The following is a 19,659-nucleotide window of genomic DNA, read 5'->3' on the forward strand; positions in this document are numbered from 1 at the left end:
AGGGGCACGGTTTTCAGTTGAGCTTGACCACCGCTGGCGGCGTCCACTGGCCGTTCATCGCGGCGGCTTCAGGCCAATAGGCGCGTACGTACAGCGAGAAATCGGCGCCCTTGGGCGCGGGCAGCCAGTTGCTTTCCTTGTCGGCACCCGGGGATTCGCTCTGCACGTACAGCGTCAGCGAGCCGTCGGCATTGGGCTTGAGCGATTTGTTCTTGGTGCCCAGGGAATAACGGCCCAGCGGGTTATCTGCGAAGAAGTGCTGTTCGTTATACAAAGTCAGCGACCAGAAACCCTTGACCGGCGGCAAGGCATCTTTAGGGAAGGTCACGCTGTAGCGCTGGCCGCCATTGAGGCGCGTGCCGGACTGATCCAGGTCCTGGTAAAAGTACTTGGTCTCGATCTGCTTGTTGACGAAGATGTTCGAGCGGGCCACCGCCGTGCGCAGGAAGTAGTCGGTGCCGAACGCTGCGCCGTTGTCGATGGTGCTCCAGTGATTGGGCAACTGCTTGCCATAATTGCGGAACTGCAACAGCGGCTTGACCACCTCGGCATCAGACTTTTGCGCCTCGTCGATCATGGCCTTTTTCAGCTCCGGATCACGCTGGGCGATCTGTGCCAGTACCGACAACTGCGCATAGCGTGCTTCTTCGCTGGGCAATGGCTTGGCGTCCTTCAGGAGTGCCGGCAGTTCATCGAAGAATTTTTCCGGGAGGACCCAGCGGGTTTCTTCGGCACCGGCCGCTTCTGCCGGGAATTTCGGCGACTTGCTCCAGTCACGCTGCTTGAGTTTGCCGTCGTATTTGGACACCGGGTACATATCGATGCCGGACAAATACTGCTGGATCGCCTTGCGATCCTCGGTCGTATCGTCCTGGAACACCCGTGGAATCACGAAACCGGTGTTGGTTTTTGCGCGGAAAACCTGGGTGATGCCCTCAGGCACCTTGCCGTTCCAGTCCGGGCCCACCAGCAGGTAGAAACCGGGTTTGGTGCCGTACATCTTGCCCAGTTCGGCGAAGCTGTCGGAGCGCAGGTCCACGACCTGATACACCCAGAACCGGTCGCCGAAATCCGGTACCTGCAAGACCACCGGCTCCAGATCCAGCGCGATGCTGCCGGCACCGTAGACCACGTCCTGGTTCGGGCAGGCCACCAGGCGTTCACCTGGCGAGATGTAATCGGTGAGCATCGACAGATGATTGATCGGCGCCACGGGCACGATGCCGCCCATCAGGCCGGCTTGCGGCAGGTCCTTGAACTTCAGCCGCCGGTTATAGATGTTGGCCATCGGCCAACCCCAGAAATAGGCTTCGCGCGCCATCATGCGCACATAGGTTTCGGTCACCTTCACATCGGCCTCAGGCCCGGACACCTGAGCCACCGGCTCACTCTGCGCCTGCACGGCCGTCGCACCGAGCAACATCGCCGTTGCGAGCAGACCAAGGGTGAAAAGAGGAGTCTTTTTCATGAAGGTGCTTCCTTGCTTGGGAGTTTTCGATAAACGTGTTTATGGCAGTAAACACATCGGCAGAAAATCTAGCAGAGGAATCTGATTCGACAAAGGAAAGGCGTAAGGCCAAGGGGCGCTTATTTCTTTTTTTCGCCAGGCAGCGTTATTTCTCTAATGGCAGCTTCACGCCCTGATGATGCCAGCCGCTCGACAGAAGTCGCCATTCCATCCCGAACAATCTTGTCATTTGCCAAGGCTTAGGGCAGGGTCGATACCACTGAGGTCCCTGCCAAAGGAGTCACTCCATGTCAAAGCTATATCCCGATATCGATCCCGAAGGGCTGGTCGAGTACTCAGTGGTCTACACCGACCGCTCGCTCAACCACATGTCGCAGTCATTTCAAGGGGTGATGAAGAACATTTCCACGACCCTGAAACAGGTCTACAACGCCCAGGCTGTTGCGGTGGTCCCGGGCAGCGGCACATTCGGCATGGAAGCGGTGGCGCGACAGTTTGCCACCGACCAGCAATGCCTGGTGATACGCAACGGCTGGTTCAGTTATCGCTGGAGCCAGATCCTTGAGATGGGCAACATCCCGGCGGCTACCACGGTGCTGAAAGCCCGACCGGTCGATACGGGTCGCCAGGCTGCCTACACCCCACCCCCTTTGGACGAAGTGCTGGCAGCCATTGCGGCGCACAAGCCGCAGATAGTCTTCGCCCCCCACGTTGAAACTTCATCGGGGATCATCCTGCCCGACGAATACCTGCGGGCCGTCGGCGACGCCGTGCATGCGGTGGGTGGCCTGTTCGTGCTGGACTGCATCGCCTCAGGCACGATTTGGGTTGATATGCACAAATGCGCAGTCGACCTGTTGATCAGCGCACCGCAGAAAGGCTGGAGCGCCTCCCCTTGCTGCGCCCTGGTGATGCTCAGTTCCCTGGCCCTCGGGCGCATCGAACAGACGCAAAGCAGCAGCTTCGCCTGCGACCTGAAAAAGTGGCTGCAGATCATGCAGGCCTACGAACAGGGCGGACATGCCTACCATGCGACCATGCCCAGCGATTCCCTCGCGCGATTCAACGAAGTGATGAAAGAGACGCAAGCCTACGGTTTCGACAAGGTTCGCGACGAACAACAGGCTCTGGGCGATCGGGTTCGCGCAATGTTGACCGGCAAAGGTTTCAAAAGCGTGGCTGCAGCCGGCTTTCAGGCCCCTGGCGTAGTGGTGAGCTACACCGATGATGCCGACATCAAGAGTGGCAAGAAATTTGCCAACCACGGCCTGCAGATCGCCGCCGGAGTGCCGTTGCAATGCGACGAGCCGGCCGACTTCCAGACCTTCCGCATCGGTCTGTTCGGACTCGAAAAGCTGCACAATATCGAGCGCACGGTCAGCACCCTCGAGCAGGCACTGGACGAGGTGATGGTTGACTAAGCCCTCATCTTGCCCGCAGCACATACCGGACGTGGGAGTTCCAGGAAGGCATCCTGCCCTGGGCACTGCCGGCCCATGGCGCTGACCTTCGACGAACATGACGCTGGTCGCCCGGACGTCATGTTCGAACCATAAGGGAAAGCCAGGTTGACGGTGGCGACAGGCAGAAATCGGTCAGGAGCAGACGTTGTTTTACCCTACCCCTTCAGCGTAGAGGCTCTGACCTGACCCGACTGGTAACAGGTCAACGTGCGATGATTGATCCATCTCCAGTTCCTCGACTGCTGCGCATTCGTACATAGGTGTCAACAGATAGCGCAGTACCGCCCTTATCAATCAGGTGACTGGCTACTTCCATTCTCCAGTGCCGTCTCAAACATGTCCAAGCAACTGCCACCACAGCGGGCCGACGACCAGCCAGATAACCATGTAGATGACGCTCATCAAGAAGCCGGTCTTCCACCATTCCCCCTGAGTGACGTAACCGGCACCGAACATGACCGGCCCGGAACCGATGCCGTATTGGGTCAGACAACCGTTGACGCTGCTCAGGATGCCGAGAGCGACCGCTGCTGTGAATGGCGGGATGCCGGCAGCGACCATAAGCGCCATGCAGAGGGGAAACAGAGCACTGATATGTGCCGTGGCGCTAGCGAAGAAATAATGGATGTAGCAATAGATCGCCGCCACCAGCATATAGACAGCCAGCCTCGGGAAACCTTCCAGGTATGCCCCGAACTCCTTGCCGAACCACGAAACCATGCCGTACTCATTGAGTTTGGAGGCCAGCATGATCAGCAGGCCGATCCAGATCATGGTGTCCCAGGCGGATTTCTCATTAAGGGCATCCTGCCAGGTCAGTACGCCGGTGATGAACAGCAACGAGACACCGAGAGCCGCCGCCAGCGTCGCTCCGATTTTCAGATCCTCACCGAAAATCCAAAGCACCAGCAAGCCAACGAAGATCACCGCCATGATGATTTCCTTGGCCGAGATGGGCCCCATTGCCAGGAGTTCTCTCTGTGCCAGGGCCTTCGCATCGGGTGTCTGGCGAATCTGCGGCCGGACAATCCACAGCAAGGCCAACGGAATGAGGGCAAGGCACAGCAAACCGGGAACTGATGCTGCCACCGCCCATTCGAGCCAACTGATTGAGACGCCTTGGTCTGCGGCCATCTTGACCGCCAGGGGATTTCCCGCCATCGCCGTGATGAACATGCCTGCGGTGATGATGTTGGCGTGGAAGGCACAGAGGATCAGATAGTTCCCCACCTTGCCGCGCGATTCAGGGTCATCGGCATGGCTGCCGAGGACCTCCGACATCGCTCGGGTAATCGGCAGCATCACCCCACCGGCGCGAGCAGTGATGCTGGGCATGGCGGGCGAGATAAGGAGTTCAGTCATGACCAGTCCATAACCCAGCCCCAGGGTTCGCTTGCCCAGCAGCCGCATGAACAGGAGTGCGATGCGGTGCCCCAGTCCGGTCTTGATCACGCCTCGGGAAATGAAGAAGGCGAGCATCACCAGCCAGACGAGGTCCGTCCCCGTGGATTTGGTGACATCGGCAAAGGACACGACGCCAACCAGTACGCCCACCGTAGCGCTGATAATGGCTACCGCCGACATCGGAAGAGGGGCGGTCATGATGCCGGCGATGGTGGCGACGAACACGGCGAACATGTGCCACGCCTTCACGTCGAGGCCAGCCGGCGCCGGCAGGAACCAGAGCACGATACCTATGCCCACCGGGACGAGAAATTTCCAGACATTACTGAGGTGCCCTTCCGATGGCGTCGGTTTCGTCATGGCTGGGCTTGCAGGTTGCGAATCCTTTGCGGGTAATACAGCCATGATATAAACCTCTTGGCGGCACTGTTCGGTTTATTCAGAGCGTGCGCAATTTCCCTAACGGGCGAGAAGCACGCTGTCGGTTGCCTCTTTGACGATGCATGCACTGCGCTGCAAGGCCTCGCGCTCGATGGGGCCGAGTTCCGGATAAGCCAGTAACTGCGCACCTCTGCCATTGACCACCATCGGCAGCGACAAACACACCTCCGGTACGCCTTCGACTTCAGCATGCACGACAGCGACCGGCAAAATGAGGTCGGTGTTATGTACGATGGCCTGGCAAATTCGCCCAATCGCACTGGCGACTCCATAGTGGGTGGCGCCCTTGCCTTCCTTGATGAGCGTGGCTGCCTCGTGCACGGAGCGCAGGATCAGATCGCGGCTGGCAGGCCCCAATTCTTTGCCGCTCCTGGCCAGGAACATATCGAGGGGCATTCCGCAGACCGTCGCGCCGGACCAGTCGATCAGCGCGGATTCGCCGTGTTCGCCGAGAACGTAGGCGTGAATCGCAGGCGCCACGACGCCCAGCCGCTCGGAGAGCAGCGATCGTAGCCGCCCGGTGTCGAGGGAGGTGCCGGTGCTGATAACGCGCTCGCGCGCGCAACGCAGGCGGTCAAAAACGACACTGGTCAACACATCGCAGGGGTTGGTCGCGATTACGTAGATCGCATCCGGGGCCAACGGTGCAGTGCGATCCACAACTTGCGCTGCGATGGCCGCATTGGTTCTGGCCAAGTCCAGACGAGTCTGCCCTTGCTTCAGACCGACACCAGCGGTGATTACGATGATGTCCGCGTCTCGTGCGTTCTCGTAATCACCGGCATAGAAGCGATTGTGCCCCCAGAATGCTGCTGCGTGGGTGAGGTCCAGTGTCTGCCCTTCGGCCCGTACTCGCTCGACATCGATGATGACGATCTCGGCGCTCGGAATAGCCACGGCCGCAAACAGGGCTGCTGATCCGCCAACCAATCCTGCACCGACGATTACGATCTTGGGTTGCCGCATCGCATGCCTCCCGTCGCGCCAGGAGAATTGGACACCTGAACCAGGCATCCGCCAATGGCGAGTTCCTCATTGGGAACCGGCAAGAAAAGAGTAGCCCAACATCGACTGGGTGCATGCCCGCATTGATGTGCAACCAGGGAATGGCTGCAATAGAGAATTGCCAATGACCGCAACGGGTCGCAAGCAGCCCGTACGTCAACGCAAGTCCCAAGGCCGATTACAAGGCGTATAACTATCAGAACAAAAGGCGGGCCACCCGGAACAGGCCCTCCAAAGGCAGCGCCCGGACCAGCCGCCCCAAGGCCTGATCGGCGCCTGCGGCGCGGAGCGATGTGATGAGTTGCAGAGCATGGCGATGGGCTCGCAAGAGCCTTCTTGGCGGCATCGGGCTGACCTTGCTGGTCGCGCCACTGTGCGCCAGCGCCATGTACAAGTGCCAAGCCAGGGACGGAGCCATCAGCTACAGCAGCCAAGCCATCGCCAGCGCCCGCTGCACTCGTCTCAATGGCATGGCGGGCGCCGGTGTCGGCGCCAAGGCAAAGGCCCTGCCCCGGCTTGTGCAGGACGACAATTCAGGCGCGGTGCGGGTTCGGGTGTTCACCTTCATCCACAGGGGTGTTCGTCAATATGTGAGCCGGCGCCCCGTCGGGATTTCCGCACGGGTCGATGTCATAGATCTCTATTTCATCAAGGGCTGCTATCTGTGCAGGGCGCCGAAGGATTTCAAGGTCGCCTCACTGCGCCTGGACACCCAATCCTATCGGCGGGAGATCGAAGCCGCTTCGGGTCTTTATGGTGTCGACCGGGCGCTGGTCCGCGCCGTGATACATGCCGAATCGGCGTTTCGCCCCTACGCCATCTCCGAAGCCGGCGCCCAGGGGCTGATGCAGTTGATGCCCGCCACCGCCGAGCGCTTCGCCGTGGACGATCCGTTCGACGCACGACAGAACATTCGTGGCGGCGTGCGCTACCTGGCCTGGCTGCTCAAGCGCTTCAACGGCAACCAGGTGCTGGCGTTGGCAGGCTACAACGCCGGCGAAGCGTCCGTGGCCGAGTACAACGGCGTGCCTCCCTACGCCGAGACGCAATCCTACGTCACCCTCGTGCAGTCCTTGACCGAACGCTATCGCAACCATCGCTAGTACCGCAGGGCGCATCACCCGGAATATCCCTTTACTCCACCCGACTGACGGGCACCCTGCCCTTACCCGCCAGGTCAGTGTCGCAACGCTCAAGCCCTTGCGACGCCTCGGCACCTGACACTTCAGGCGCCACCGCGTCCGTTTTCTTGCCGAGGACGTGATGTGTACGCAAAAGAAAATGCGACAGCGCCGGGATCAATATCAATGCACCCAGCATGTTCCACAGGAACATGAAGGTCAGCAGCATGCCCATGTCGGCCTGGAACTTGATCGGTGACCAGATCCAGCACACCACGCCGGCGGCGAGGGTGATGCCGACCAGGCCGACCACTCGGCCGGTAAAGGATACGGCGTTGCGGTAGGCCTGGGACAACGGCAAACCCTGGCGCTGGTATTGCAGCTGGACGCTGAGCAAATACAGCGCGTAATCCACGCCGATGCCAACCCCCAGGGCTATTACCGGTAGCGTTGCCACCTTCACGCCAATGCCCATGGCCACCATCAAGGCTTCGCAGAGGATCGAGGTCAGCACCAGGGGCAACAGTGCCACCAGCGTGGCCCGCCAGCTGCGGAAGGTGATCAGGCAGAACAGCGTCACCGCCGCGTAGACGTACAGCAGCATGGTGCGATTGGCCTCGCGCACCACCATGTTGGTCGCCGCCTCGATCCCGGCAGTGCCGGCGGCGAGCAGGAACTGGCGATCGTCGCTGCTGTTTTCCCTGGCGAACCTGTCGGCAATCGCCACCATGGCATCCAGGGTTTCGGCCTTGTGATCCTTGAGGAAGGCGATCACCGGCATCAGCGAGCACTCGGTGTTGAACAACTCCGGTGAGTTGACCGAGGCTTGCTGCGCGGCATAGTTCAGCACGTCCTGGTTGCGCTGGATGCTGTTGAGCTTGGGGTTGCCTTCGTAGGTACCGGCGGTGATCTGCCGTACCGCGTTGACCAAGGACGCGGTGGCCTGCACGCCTGGGTACTGTTGCAGCTCCCAGGCCAGGCGGTCGGCGAGCACCAGGGTCTTGTAGTTCAGGCAGCCCTCCGCCGGGGTCTTGATCATCACCGCGAACAGGTCGCTGGACAGTGCGTAATGCTGGGTGATGTAGGCGTTGTCGCGGTTGTAGCGCGAATCCGCGCGCAGCTCGGGGGCGCCGCTGTCGAGGTCGCCGATTTTCAGTTGCAGGCTGACCACGAATCCGCCGATCCCGAGCAAGGCTGCAACGAGAACGGCGCCGGTGGCCCACTTCGGTGTCGTGAAGCGGTCAAGACTGTCCCACAGTTTGCCGAAGCCTTTATGCGCGCTCGCCCGCGTGTCGATCTGCAGCGCACGATCGGCGGCTTTGCTGCCGACGCCGACAAAAGACAGCGCCACCGGCATCAGCAGCAGCGAGGTGAAAATCAGCACCGCCACACCGATGCTGGCGGTGATCGCCAGGTCCTGGATCACCGGGATGTCGATCAGCATGAGCACGGCGAAACCCACCGCATCGGCCAGCAACGCGGTGACCCCGGCGATGAACAGGCGGCGGAAGGTGTAGCGCGCGGCCACCTGCTTGTGGGTGCCACGGGCGATGTCCTGCATGATGCCGTTCATCTTCTGCGCCGCGTGGGACACACCAATGGCGAAGATCAAAAACGGCACCAGCACCGAGTACGGATCGATGGCGTAACCCAACCAGGCGACGATGCCCAGCTGCCAGACCACCGCGATCAGCGAACAGCCGACCACCAGCAAGGTGCTGCGCACACAGCGGGTGTAGAGGTAGATGATCACCAGCGAGGTGACCACGGCCAGGCCGAAGAACATCATCACCTGGATCAGGCCGTCGATCAGGTCGCCGATCAGCTTGGCAAAACCGATCACCCGGACCTTGTAGTGACCCTTGCCCTCCTCCCCGGCCTTGCGCGCCGCAGGGTCACCGGCGTATTCGAACTTGTCGCGCAGACGCTCCTCGAGCATTTGCGAGAACGCGTGATAGTTGATGCCGCTCCCCGTGGCCGAAGCCTTGTCCAGCAATGGCACGATCAACATGCTCGACTTGAAATCGCTGGCCACCAGGCTGCCGACGATGCCGGCGCGGTTGATGTTCTGGCGCATCTGCTCGATATCGGAGGGCGAGCCCTGATAACTGTCGGGCATGACCGGCCCCCCCTGAAAGCCCTCTTCGGTGACTTCGGTCCAGCGCACGGCCGGGGTCCAGAGGGATTTCATCCAGGCGCGGTCGACGCCTTCGGTGAGGAACAGCTCATCGTTGACCTGCTTGAGCACGTTCAGGTATTCGGGGTCGAAAATGTCGCCCCGGGTGTTCTCCACCACCACGCGCACCGAATTGCCCAGGCCGCGTAACGAGTGGCGGTTCTCGAGGAAATTCTGAATGTACGGCTGGCTCTGCGGGATCATTTTTTCGAAGCCGGGGCGCAGCTCCAGACGGGTCGCCGCCATGTAGCCCAGCACCAGGGTGGCCAGGGTCATGAGCACGATGAACAGCGGACGATAGTTGAACACCAGCCGTTCCAGCAGGTTGCCGGAGCGCCGATCAAAATCGCGCAGGTCGCGGATCACCGGCATGTTGTCTTGCTTGGTAGGGGCCATGTCTGAGTACTCGCTCTATGTTCTGGCTCTTATTCTTTGAGAAGCGCACGTGCGCCACGCGTACCCACCACGACCAGCGAACCATCGACGGCCAGGGTGGCACCGGCGACCGGTGACGGGTTCTGTTGCGGCATCAATTGCAATTGGGCGTTGTCACGCTGATCGGCGAGCATGTGCCCCGCCTGGGTGAACAGGCGATAGTGACCCTGGGCATCAATCGCGGCAGCAGTGACGCTGACCTGCAGCCCGGTGTCGAACGGCGTCCAGCTCGACCCGCCATCGGTACTGCGCAACGCATTGCCACGCAGGCCGTAGATCACGACTTCCCCAGGCTTGCCGACGACGCCAAAAAAACTGCCCTGATAGGGCGTAGCCAGGGCGGCGAAACGCTGCTGCGCCGCCTCCCATTTCAGCAGCAGGCCCTGCTCGCCGGCGATGTACAGCGCATCACCGGTCGAGGCGATGGCATTCAAGTGAAAGTTCTGCGGGTTGTCGGTACGGTCCTGGAACGGCGTCCAGCTCTGGCCGCCATCCTCGGTACGCAGGATCAGGTTGAACACCCCGACCACGTAGCCGACCTTGTCGTCGGCGAACCAGACGTCGAGCAGCGGCTTGTCGGCGCCCTCCTCGACCAGCCGTTGACCGTCAGCGACCAACAGCGGCCACTGCTCATTGGCCGGCTCGGCAGTGGCCAGCGCCGTGTAATGCCTGACCAGCAACGCGCCGATCTGTCGACCGTCCAGTTGCTTGTTCCAGGTCACGCCGGCATCGCTGCTGTGCAGGATCACGCCATCGTTGCCGACGGCCCAGCCCTGCTGCGGCGAAGCAAAATACACCGCACTCAAGTCACTGCTGACCGGTACGCTCGCCTGCTGCCATTGCTGGCCGCAATCGTCGGAATAAAGAATGTGCCCGCGCTGCCCGACCGCCACCAGCCGTTGCCCGGCATTGGCGACGTCCAGCAACGGGCTGCGCACGGCCAATGCACTGGCCCTGGCGGGCAGGTCCAGCACATCGACGTAATCGGCCGCCTGGGTGATGCCCTGCGACAGGCCGAGCACAACGCCTAACGCCAAACGCAAACTATTGTTTTTATATGAACACATGCTGCGTCCTCTTCGGAAAACCGCGTCGTGCAGGTCATGTGGGAGCGAGCTGGCTCGCGATGGTCGTGAACGATGACGCGTGCTGTCTGGATGCCCACGTCGCCCTCTGGTCCATCGCGAGCCCGCTCGTTCCTACAGTGGATCGTGCGAGCGTTTGCTTGCGCTTGGCTTAGCGAATACCGTTACCGGCCAGCGCATCCGGCGACCACTGCGCCTTGGAGAGCGGCGCGATGTACTTGATGCCGCCGTAGGCGCCCGACAGGCCGTTGATGTTGTAGGTACCGCCGACCAGGTCGTAGATCACGTGCGGCGTGGTGTTGGGCGTGGTCACGTCGTAGCTTTGCGAGAGGAAGCTGAACGAACCGCGATAGAGCTGGCCACGGGCGTCGTACTGATCCGATGCCAGAGCGACCCAGCTGTCCTCATCCAGATAGAAGCGACGTTTGCTATAGACGTGACGGGCACCCGCCTTCAGCGTGCCCTCGACAACCCACACCCGATGTTTCTCCCAACGCACGAACTGCGGCGCCAGGTGATTCGGGGTGGTCAAGGTTTTCGTGTCTTTGAGATAGCTCAGGGCGTAGGCGTTGTACGGCACGATCATTTCCTGCTTGCCGACCAGTTTCCAGTCATAGCGATCCAGCGCACCGTTGAAGACATAAACGTCATCATAAGTGCCGGAACCTGCGGTGCCCGGGTTTGGCGTGTCGTAGGCCAGGGTGGGTGCCAGCTTCACGCGGCGTTGCCCGGGCAAGTACTGCCAGGCACGGCGTGCCTGCGCCAGCGGGTTGGCGGCGTCCTTGAGCATGATCGCCTCGCCTGCACGGCGCGCCGGGCCCGTATACAACAGGCGGGTCTGGAAGTAGGTGTCCTTGCCATCGATGACCTTGTCCGGGTCTTCGAATATCGGGAACGAGTTCACCACCTCTCCGCTGGTCGCCAGGTTCTGCGAGCCCGAGGAATCCACGTTCCACGAATCGTACTTGGTGGAATAAGCCACGCCCTGATAGCGCAACAGGTGGTTCCACATGGCCTCGGCGCCCGACTGCGGGATCGGGAACGGCACGCCAGGCAGCACGTTCTCGATCGCGTTACCGCCTTCCAGCGACTTGGCGCCGGTGGCGTTTTTCAGGGTGTTGTCCAGCACGCTTTGCGGCAGCGCGACGCTGCGGTGGGTCGGGTAGACCTCGACGCGAAAGCTTGGAAAACGCGTGGCCAGTTCGACGGTGACGGCGGTCAGCTGGTTTTTGTACTGCGCGACGTTCTTGCCGTCGATCACCAGCAAGGGTTTCTCGCCGGCGTATGGATCCGGGCGGAAAGTGTCACCGGCCTTGAAGCCTGCCGGCAGGCTGGTCAGCCCACCGCTGTAGGCCGGAATGGAACCGTCGGCATTGCCGGCCTTCTCGGCGCCGACGGCGGTCAGGCTGCTGCCCAGTTTCGCGGCGTCGGCGGCGGGTACGGCGGCCTGGACCAGGCCGGCGAAGGCCAGCGCAACCGAGGCGGTCAACAGAGTGTGCATGCATTTCATTGTGTCGTTCTCCTGATTGGGTTTTAAGCAATCGCGAATCAGAAAGTTGTCTTGAAGGTGGCCGTCACCATGCCGCGATCCTTGAGCTGGGCCGGAGTACCGCCGAAGGCGGTGGTTTGTCCTGGCGTGCAGTTGTACTGTCCGTTCACACCCGGTGCGGAGCCGTCGCCCTGACTGCCTGCGCTGCCCGGTGAGCTGCAGGTATCGAATGGACCGAAGTTGTCCACGTATTTCAGGTCGAAGCGGTATTGGTTGCGAATGTCGAAGCCGACGCCGACCGAGTAGCTGCCGGAGTCTTCGTTGCCGCCCAGCTGCACGGCGGAGTTGCCATTGAGGCCGACGTTGTAGGTCATCGGCATGTACATATCGACGCCGGGGAACACCTGGTACCAGGTCGGGTTGAAGTTGACGCCGATGATGTAGTTGTCGCGGGTGACCTTGTCGGTGCCGTGGTACCAGTCTTCACCCTTGAACAGCTGTTTGTTGTCGGTCACTTTCAGCCAGCGGCTGTAGCCGAGCTCGACCAGCAACGAGGAACTGTCCCACAGCGGCGTGTCGCCGAAAGTCGTCAGGCCGTTAAGCACCGCGTGCACGGTGTTGCCGCGCGCCACGCCGTTTTCCCCGTTGAAGCTGCCGATGAAGCCTGGCACCCCGGCGGCGGCCGCCGCCGCATTGACGGTGCCCGGCACACTGGCCAGCGGCATGTTTTCGCGGTAGTTCAGGTCGAATCCGACGCTGACATCGCCAACGCTTTTCGACAGGCTCAGGCCATAGATATCGATGTCATCGACGTAGAACTGGTTGTAGCTGCCGATGTTGCCGGAGATCAGCTGCGCCGGGCCGACAGCGGTCGGTTGCAGCACCAGGTTGGGCAGGATGTCGGACGTCTTGCGGTAGTAGACGCCGAGCGTGCCTTCCAGCCATTCCGGGCTCCACTTGGCCATCAGGCCGAAGTCGCCATGCTTGTCCGGGGTAAAGGTATGGCCATTGCTCAGGCGCAGGAACTGGTTCGCCCCCAAGGGTCCGGGCGTACCGAAGCGCGGATTCAAGCCACCGATCAGCGACAGGTTGTGCCCGCCGTTCTGGATGCCGTCGTTGAAGCCCAGATAGGTCCCGGATTCCGGCAGGCGCGAAGCGTCCCAGTCGAGGAAATACTGCGCACCCAGGGTCAGCTCCGGGTTGACCGTGAAGCTCATCGACAGCTGGTTGCGCGGGATGAACAATTCCTTGGCTTCGGTACCTGGCACCGTAAGCGCCTTGGTGATGTCCAGGCCGGACTGGCCGTAGCTGTTGCCGTGGGCGAAGGCCAGGACGCTCTCGCCCCAGTACTGGGTGTGCTTGCCGAGCTTGGCGCTGAGGATCGACTCGTCACCGATTTCCGCGCTGCCGAAAACGAAGGCATCGAGGATTTCCGCCGACGGCCCGTTGTAATAGCGATCGACATAGCCGCTGACATGGCGCGAATCCGGGCGCCCATTGTTCAACTGGTTGGTCGCCGCGTTGTCACTGCCGACATTGTCGTAGGCATGGTCGTACCAGCTGTTGGTGCTGACGCGAAAACCCATCTTCTTCTGGTAGGCCACATCCAGTTCCGAGAGCACGTCCAGGCGCTGGGACACCGCACTGCCCGAAGAGAAGTTGCGGTTACCGTCGTTGTTGTTCCATGACCGGGCCAACTTGCTGTTGGGGCTTTCCACCCGCTGGGCATAGTTGAACTTGAAAGTGTTGTCGAAACGTACCGTCCAGTCTTCATTTCCGGTATCGAGTTCAAAGGCATGAGCCGCCGGCACTGCCGCGATAAATAGCGCAGAGGCCAGCAGTGTTGGCTCCCACACACCCACACCGAGTTTTTTATTGATCCGCATACGTTGGCTCCGATCTTTTCTTGTTGTTGTTTTATGTTCATGAAAAAACATCTGGCCACCCGATTCGGGCGCGACAGTGCTCACCACTCTTATCCCCATCAGGGGAGTGTTCGATTCATTCAAGTAACCCGATCAATACCGCCGGACTCAGCATCCTGCGCGGTATGGAACGACCCGACTCAACCGACGAGTCGTATCAACAGCAACACCAGCCCCAGCAGGAACACGGTTTCACCGACCATCAACACAATGGGTTTGAGCCCCACCGTGGCCAGCTCCTTGAGCTGGATTTTCATGCCCAGCGCGCTGATCGCGACCACCAGGCACCAGCTCGACATCTGATTGCCCAGGTTCTGCACCGCCGCAGGCAACCAGCCGAAACTGGTGACCGTCGCCAGCACCACGAAGGCCACGGCAAACCAGGGCAGCAACGGCGGCCGCTGACCGGTGTCGTTCCCGCCCTGGGACCGGGTGATCAACACCGCGCAGACGATCACCGGCAGCAGCATGGCGATGCGCATCAGTTTCACCACCGTGGCGGTATCGCCGATGTCATGGGACATGCTGTACCCGGCGCCCACCACCTGGGCGACGTCATGGATGGTGGCGCCGAGAAACACCCCGGCCTGCAGCGGGTCCAGACCGAGCGCCCGGGCAATCACCGGATAGACAATCATCGCCAGGGTCGAGAGGCTGGACACGCCAATCACCGTGAACAGCGTCGCGCGCTCCTTGGCATGATGGGCCGGCAACGCCGCCGCCAGGGCCAACGCCGCCGAAGCACCGCAAATGGCCGTAGCACCACCGGACAACAGGCCGAACAGCACGTTGAAACCCATGGCGCGCGCCGCCAGCATGGACACCACGATGGTCACCACCACCGACACCACAACGATCAGCACCGGATGCCAGCCCAATGCCGCAATCTGCTCCAGGGAGATGCGCAGCCCCAGCAGGGCCACGCCCACCCGCAGGATTTCACGGGCACTGAAGTCGATACCCGGCTTGCTCGGCCCCGCCGCCAGGAAATTCATGGCCATGCCGAGCAGCAGCGCCAACAGCATCACCGGCGCGTGGTATTGATCAGCCAGGAAGCGCGCGGCAATCGCCACGACAATGCTCGCCAGCACACCCGGCAGGTACTGGCTGACAACCGACTGAAACTGAATGACGGCGGACCTGGACATAAGCTAGACCTTGATTCCCATGGCCGGCAGCGCACGCGTGCTTTCACGCTTGATCCGCGCCGCCACATAAAAGAACAAGCCACCGAGCAGCAGCGCCAGAATGTCGCTGACCAGCAACACACGGCTCAGCGGCGAAGCCACGCCGGCAGTCGTCAGCACATCACTGATCCAGCCCACGACAAAGGTGCCGAGCGCCACCGAGAACAGGTTCAACAGCAACATCGAGCAACCCATGACCGTCGCACGCATGCGCACAGGCACCGCACCCTGGATCGCGGTGGTCGCGCAACCGTACAGCGACATCAACATGAAAATGCCCACTGCCATGCCGACGTAGAACAGTGGCGAATCCGTCGGCACCAGGCGATAAGCGATCATGAACGGCGCACTTACCAGCACCAGCAGTACCAGCACACTGGCGGGGCCACCCTTGAAACGCGGGGCCAGGCGATCGCTCAAGACGCCACCGGCCAATGCGCCCAGCGAACCGAAGACAATCTGCATGACGCCCATGGTCGTGGCGATGGTCGCCGGGTCCATGCCGCGTTCGCGGGCGATCCACAATTGCGCGAACGAAATGCCCGGATAGACCAGATGCGCCAACACGAAACCGGCCACCGTGTAGCGCACCACGCGGTTAGTGCGCAGCTCCGCTAACACCGCGGCCATCTGCGTCGTCAGGGACGCGCCGCGCTCCTGCACGGCGTGGATGCTGCGTTTGTCGCTCATCAACATCAACGGCAGGCCGATGACAATCCCGGCAAGCCCCAGGAAGTGGAACGTGGTGCGCCAGCCATGGGCGGCGCCAAGGGTACCCGCCAACAAAAAGCTGCAACCGATGCCAAGCGGAATGCCGAGGTAGAACAGGCCCATCGCCGTGCCCCGGCGCTTCTCCGAGAACAACTCCATCAACAGTGCCGTGGCGGCAGGCACCAGCGCGGCTTCACCGGTGGCCACCAGAAAACGCGCCGCCACCATTTGCTCGAAGTTCTGCACGTAGCCTGAGGCAATCGTGCAGGCGCTCCAGACCAGCATGCCGGCACCGATCACCCGTGGCCGGCTGTGCCGGTCGGCCAGGGCGCCGAGAAACACCGCCATCACCCCGTAGCTCAGGACCCAGACCGCGCCGACCAGAAAGCCGTACTGGGCATTATTGATCGCCAGCTCGCCGGTGATTTGCGGGGCGAAGCCCAGCAGGATGTTGCGGTCCACCTGGGCCAGCAGGTGAATCACCATCAGCGTTGCCAAAACGGCGCAAGGACTCTTTTTCCAGAACATCGTCTGTACCTTTGAGTTGTTGTTATGAAGGTAAGGCCGGATGCCGCTCGTCCTGCCAGGACTAGCGCATGGTCCGCCGCTTCGGCCCCAGGGAAAGTGCGGTGATGCGATACGCGTCACCCACCCAGTTGCACAGCAATGGACGCGTGCTGTCCGGCTCGATGATGTCGATCACGCCAAAACGCTCGGCGGTACGCAGCGGTGACGCCAGGGCCTGGTAATGGGCCTCCAGTTCCTTGCGCCGGGCCAGCGGGTCGTCCGCGGCTGCGATTTCCTGCTTGTAGGCGGCGGCCACGCCACCCTCGATCGGGATCGAGCCCCACTGCGCCGAAGGCCAGGCAAACCGGTGCGGCAAGGCGGTACCCGTCGGGCCGTGCCAGGGGCTGACCATGGCGCCGGCGAGGCCGACACAGCGGCGCAGCACGATAGTGATGACCGGCACGCTCGCCTGTTCGATCGCATGCACTGCCTGCATCGCCGCAATCAGCGTGCCTTGCATTTCGGCTTCCTGGCCGGTCATCACCCCAGGCTGGTCGACGAGGTAGATGATCGGCAGATGAAAGGTGTCGCACAGGTCGATGAAACGGGTCTGCTTGAGCGCCGCCGCACGGGTCAGCGCACCGCCGCCGACCCGCGGGTTGTTGCAGATGATCCCGACCGGGTAGCCGTCGAGACGGGCGAACGCGGTGATGGTCGACGCGCCGAAATCCGGGGACATCTCGAACAGGCTGTCCTTGTCCACCAGCGACTTGAGGATCTTGTGCGGGTTGAAGATCTTGCGCCGGTCATGGGGAATCGCATCGTTGAGCCAGGCGTCGCGGCGACCGGGGGAATCGGTCGATGCCGCGCGCGGTGGCTGCTCCCAGACATTGCCCGGCAGGAACGACAGGAAGCGCTTGGCCAGGTCCAGCGCCTCGGCGTCGCTGTTGGCCGCGAGGTTGATCATGCCGCTGTGGCGATGCACCTGGTCGTATCCGCCGAGGTCGTTCTTGTCGATATCGACGCCGAACGCCTGCTTCACCACCGGCGGGCCGGCCGCGAACACCTGGCTCTGGCCGCGCACCATGATCGACAGGTGCGAGGCGGCGACCCGCAGCGCACCGAGGCCGGCACAAGCACCGTGGGCGATACCGACAACGGGCACGGCGCCCAGCAGATTGGTGATCGGCAGCAAGGCATAACCCGGAATCTTGGTGTGGCCGAGCTTGTCGAGCAGCTTCACACTGCCGCCGGCGCTGTCGATCATGCGAATGATCGGCAGCTTGTATTCCCAGGCATAACGGTCGGCGTAGATCCACTTTTCCGCGACCGCCGCCTCCGACGATCCGCCGCGAATGGTGAAGTCGTCCGCCGCGACCACGGTGCGTCGCTGCTCGATCTTGCCCACGCCAACCACCGCCGTGCTCGGCGTGGCGGAAGCGATCTTGCCCTCGGCCGTGTATTTCACGGCACCGGCGAGGATGCCGAATTCCTCAAAGCTTTCGCCATCGAGCAGGTGACCGATGCGTTCACGCGCCGTGAGCTTGCCCTGGGCATGATGCTTCTCCACTGCTTCCGGGCCGCCCAATGCATAGGCAACTTCGCGGCGAGCGCGGATGTCGGCGAGTTCCCGGGACCATTCAGGGGCAACAGGCGTGCTCATGACGATTTCCTCTGCAGGCGCGCGAGATAGTCGTCGCGCAGAATGTTTTTAACCACCTTGCCGGCGTTGTTGCGCGGCAGGGCGTCGACGAACTCGATCAGGCGCGGTTTCTTGTAGCCGGCGATCAGCGCGGCGCAGTGAATGCCGAGAGCTTCGTTGTCGACGGTGGTGCCTTCGCGGCGCACGACGAACGCTGCGATGCGCTCGCCCCACTCCGCATCGGGCAATCCGAGCACCGCGACTTCGAGCACCTGCGGATGGCTTTCCAGGGCGTCCTCGACTTCCCGCGCATAGACGTTGAAGCCACCGGAAATGATCATGTCCTTGTTGCGCCCGACGATATAAAGGAAGCCCTGCTCGTCGAGGTAACCCAGATCGCCCGAGTAGTACCAGCCATCACGGATCGCCTCGGCTTCCAGATCGGGACGGCGCCAGAACGACACTTCGCCGATGCCATCGGTGGCGATGGCGATCTCGCCGATTTCCCCCACCGCCCTCTCTATACCCTGGGCGTCGCGCACCGTGATCTGCACGTTGGCAGTCGGTTTGCCGCAGGAGCGCAGCACGCCATCCTCTGCGTGTTCGTACGGATACAGCACCGCCAGCGGCTGCACGGCCTCGGTCATTCCGTACTGCTGGCGCATCACCGGGCCGAACCGCGCCATGGCCCGGCGGATCAGGTCGACGGAAGTCGGCGCGGTCCCGTAATGGATGCAACGCAGCGACGACAGATCGGCCGCGACCCCGCTGTCGAGGGTGTCGAGCAAACGCGTGAGCATGGTCGGCACGCACATCATTTGCGTGATCCGCTGGCGTTCGATTTGTTGCAGCGTTTCCAGCGGCTCGAACTTCTCCAGGATCACATTGCGCGCCCCCCGCAAGTAGCACGGCAACAGGTGCACACCGGCGGCATGGGTCAAGGGACCGACGTGCAACATCGCATCGGTCACGCCCAGGCTGTATTCCATGGCGTAGAAATGGTTGGTCAGGCGCTCGTACCAACGCTTGACCGTATAGGTGACGCCCTTGGGTTTGCCGGTCGTGCCCGAGGTATAGGCGATACGCAGCAAGGCGTCGGGCGACACCTGGACATTGGGCGCACAGGCCGGCATCGAGGCGAGTTGCTGACGGTAATCCAGCACCTGCGGTGCCTGCCAGTCGAGCGCCATGACATGACGCAGACTCTCGACGCGACCCATGACCCCCAGGCTGATCTCGCGAAATTCCGGCCCCGCCACCAGCAGGCTCGCGCCGGCGTCGTCGAGGATCGCGATCTGCTCGGCCAAGGTATGCCGGGCGTTGAGCGCCACGTAGACCAGGCCGGCCTTCTCTGCAGCGAAAACGCTTTCTATCGCTTCAGGCGAATTGTCGAGCAACACGGCGACGCGCTCCCCCACTTGCAAGCCAAGGGAAATCAGGGCGTGGGCGAGACGGTTGCTGCCCGCCTCCACCTCGTCGTAAGTCAGTGCCCTGTTGCCGAAGATCAGCGAGGTGCGGCCGCGGTGTTGCCGGGCTGCCCAACTGAGCATGAGTCCTGCGGTGCGTTTTTTTGTCATGATATTTTGTCTTATTGTCGACA

General features: G+C 61.9%; 13 protein-coding genes. 2 read left to right on the top strand and 11 right to left on the bottom strand.

Features of this window, described 5'->3' with window-relative positions:
- Window positions 1–13: 13 nt before the first annotated feature.
- The gene (locus KW838_RS02630) at window positions 14–1,468 is read right to left on the bottom strand and encodes a DUF1254 domain-containing protein (RefSeq protein WP_218500268.1); all 1,455 of its coding nucleotides are present in this window, start codon (window positions 1,466–1,468) and stop codon (window positions 14–16) included.
- Between the two features lie 287 nt (window positions 1,469–1,755).
- Between KW838_RS02630 and KW838_RS02635 the strand changes: the two genes are divergently transcribed.
- Window positions 1,756–2,889 carry an aminotransferase class V-fold PLP-dependent enzyme gene (locus KW838_RS02635; RefSeq protein WP_218500269.1) on the top strand — a complete coding sequence of 378 codons (1,134 nt, stop codon included), beginning with the start codon at window positions 1,756–1,758 and terminating at the stop codon, window positions 2,887–2,889.
- Window positions 2,890–3,261: 372 nt separating this feature from the next.
- Here the strand turns inward: KW838_RS02635 and KW838_RS02640 are convergent, their stop codons facing one another.
- Together KW838_RS02640 and KW838_RS02645 are read right to left on the bottom strand one after the other, a co-directional pair.
- Window positions 3,262–4,740, bottom strand: coding sequence for a DASS family sodium-coupled anion symporter (locus KW838_RS02640; RefSeq protein ID WP_218500270.1), 1,479 nt, complete (start codon window positions 4,738–4,740; stop codon window positions 3,262–3,264).
- Window positions 4,741–4,794: 54 nt separating this feature from the next.
- The gene (locus KW838_RS02645) at window positions 4,795–5,742 is read right to left on the bottom strand and encodes a lactate dehydrogenase (RefSeq protein ID WP_218500271.1); all 948 of its coding nucleotides are present in this window, start codon (window positions 5,740–5,742) and stop codon (window positions 4,795–4,797) included.
- A gap of 335 nt (window positions 5,743–6,077) precedes the next feature.
- On the opposite strand from KW838_RS02645, the gene KW838_RS02650 reads away from it, so the two are divergent.
- Window positions 6,078–6,884: a lytic transglycosylase domain-containing protein gene (locus KW838_RS02650; RefSeq protein WP_218500272.1), complete on the top strand. Its 807-nt coding sequence runs from the start codon at window positions 6,078–6,080 to the stop codon at window positions 6,882–6,884.
- A 31-nt stretch (window positions 6,885–6,915) separates the two neighbouring features.
- Here KW838_RS02650 and KW838_RS02655 read toward each other — a convergent pair whose 3' ends face one another.
- From KW838_RS02655 to KW838_RS02690, 8 genes are all read right to left on the bottom strand, one after another.
- Complete coding sequence (locus tag KW838_RS02655) at window positions 6,916–9,474, bottom strand: RND family transporter (protein ID WP_218500273.1); 2,559 nt, start codon at window positions 9,472–9,474, stop codon at window positions 6,916–6,918.
- A 29-nt stretch (window positions 9,475–9,503) separates the two neighbouring features.
- Window positions 9,504–10,580, bottom strand: a complete 1,077-nt coding sequence (locus KW838_RS02660; RefSeq protein ID WP_218500274.1) for a YCF48-related protein — start codon at window positions 10,578–10,580, stop codon at window positions 9,504–9,506.
- Between the two features lie 169 nt (window positions 10,581–10,749).
- Complete coding sequence (locus KW838_RS02665; protein ID WP_102699889.1) at window positions 10,750–12,108, bottom strand: DUF1329 domain-containing protein; 1,359 nt, start codon at window positions 12,106–12,108, stop codon at window positions 10,750–10,752.
- 38 nt (window positions 12,109–12,146) lie between these two features.
- Window positions 12,147–13,973 carry a DUF1302 domain-containing protein gene (locus KW838_RS02670; RefSeq protein ID WP_218500275.1) on the bottom strand — a complete coding sequence of 609 codons (1,827 nt, stop codon included), beginning with the start codon at window positions 13,971–13,973 and terminating at the stop codon, window positions 12,147–12,149.
- A gap of 179 nt (window positions 13,974–14,152) precedes the next feature.
- The gene (locus tag KW838_RS02675) at window positions 14,153–15,160 is read right to left on the bottom strand and encodes a YeiH family protein (RefSeq protein ID WP_218500276.1); all 1,008 of its coding nucleotides are present in this window, start codon (window positions 15,158–15,160) and stop codon (window positions 14,153–14,155) included.
- A gap of 3 nt (window positions 15,161–15,163) precedes the next feature.
- Complete coding sequence (locus KW838_RS02680; protein WP_218500277.1) at window positions 15,164–16,438, bottom strand: MFS transporter; 1,275 nt, start codon at window positions 16,436–16,438, stop codon at window positions 15,164–15,166.
- A gap of 61 nt (window positions 16,439–16,499) precedes the next feature.
- Complete coding sequence (locus KW838_RS02685) at window positions 16,500–18,080, bottom strand: acyl-CoA carboxylase subunit beta (RefSeq protein WP_126045445.1); 1,581 nt, start codon at window positions 18,078–18,080, stop codon at window positions 16,500–16,502.
- Window positions 18,077–19,636 (bottom strand): class I adenylate-forming enzyme family protein, encoded by a 1,560-nt coding sequence (locus tag KW838_RS02690; protein ID WP_218500278.1) that lies wholly within the window; start codon window positions 19,634–19,636, stop codon window positions 18,077–18,079. The genes KW838_RS02685 and KW838_RS02690 overlap by 4 nt, the downstream gene beginning before the upstream one ends.
- Window positions 19,637–19,659: the final 23 nt, after the last annotated feature.

It is taken from the genome of Pseudomonas sp. PDM27 (assembly GCF_019219205.1).
Taxonomy (GTDB): domain Bacteria; phylum Pseudomonadota; class Gammaproteobacteria; order Pseudomonadales; family Pseudomonadaceae; genus Aquipseudomonas; species Aquipseudomonas laurylsulfatiphila.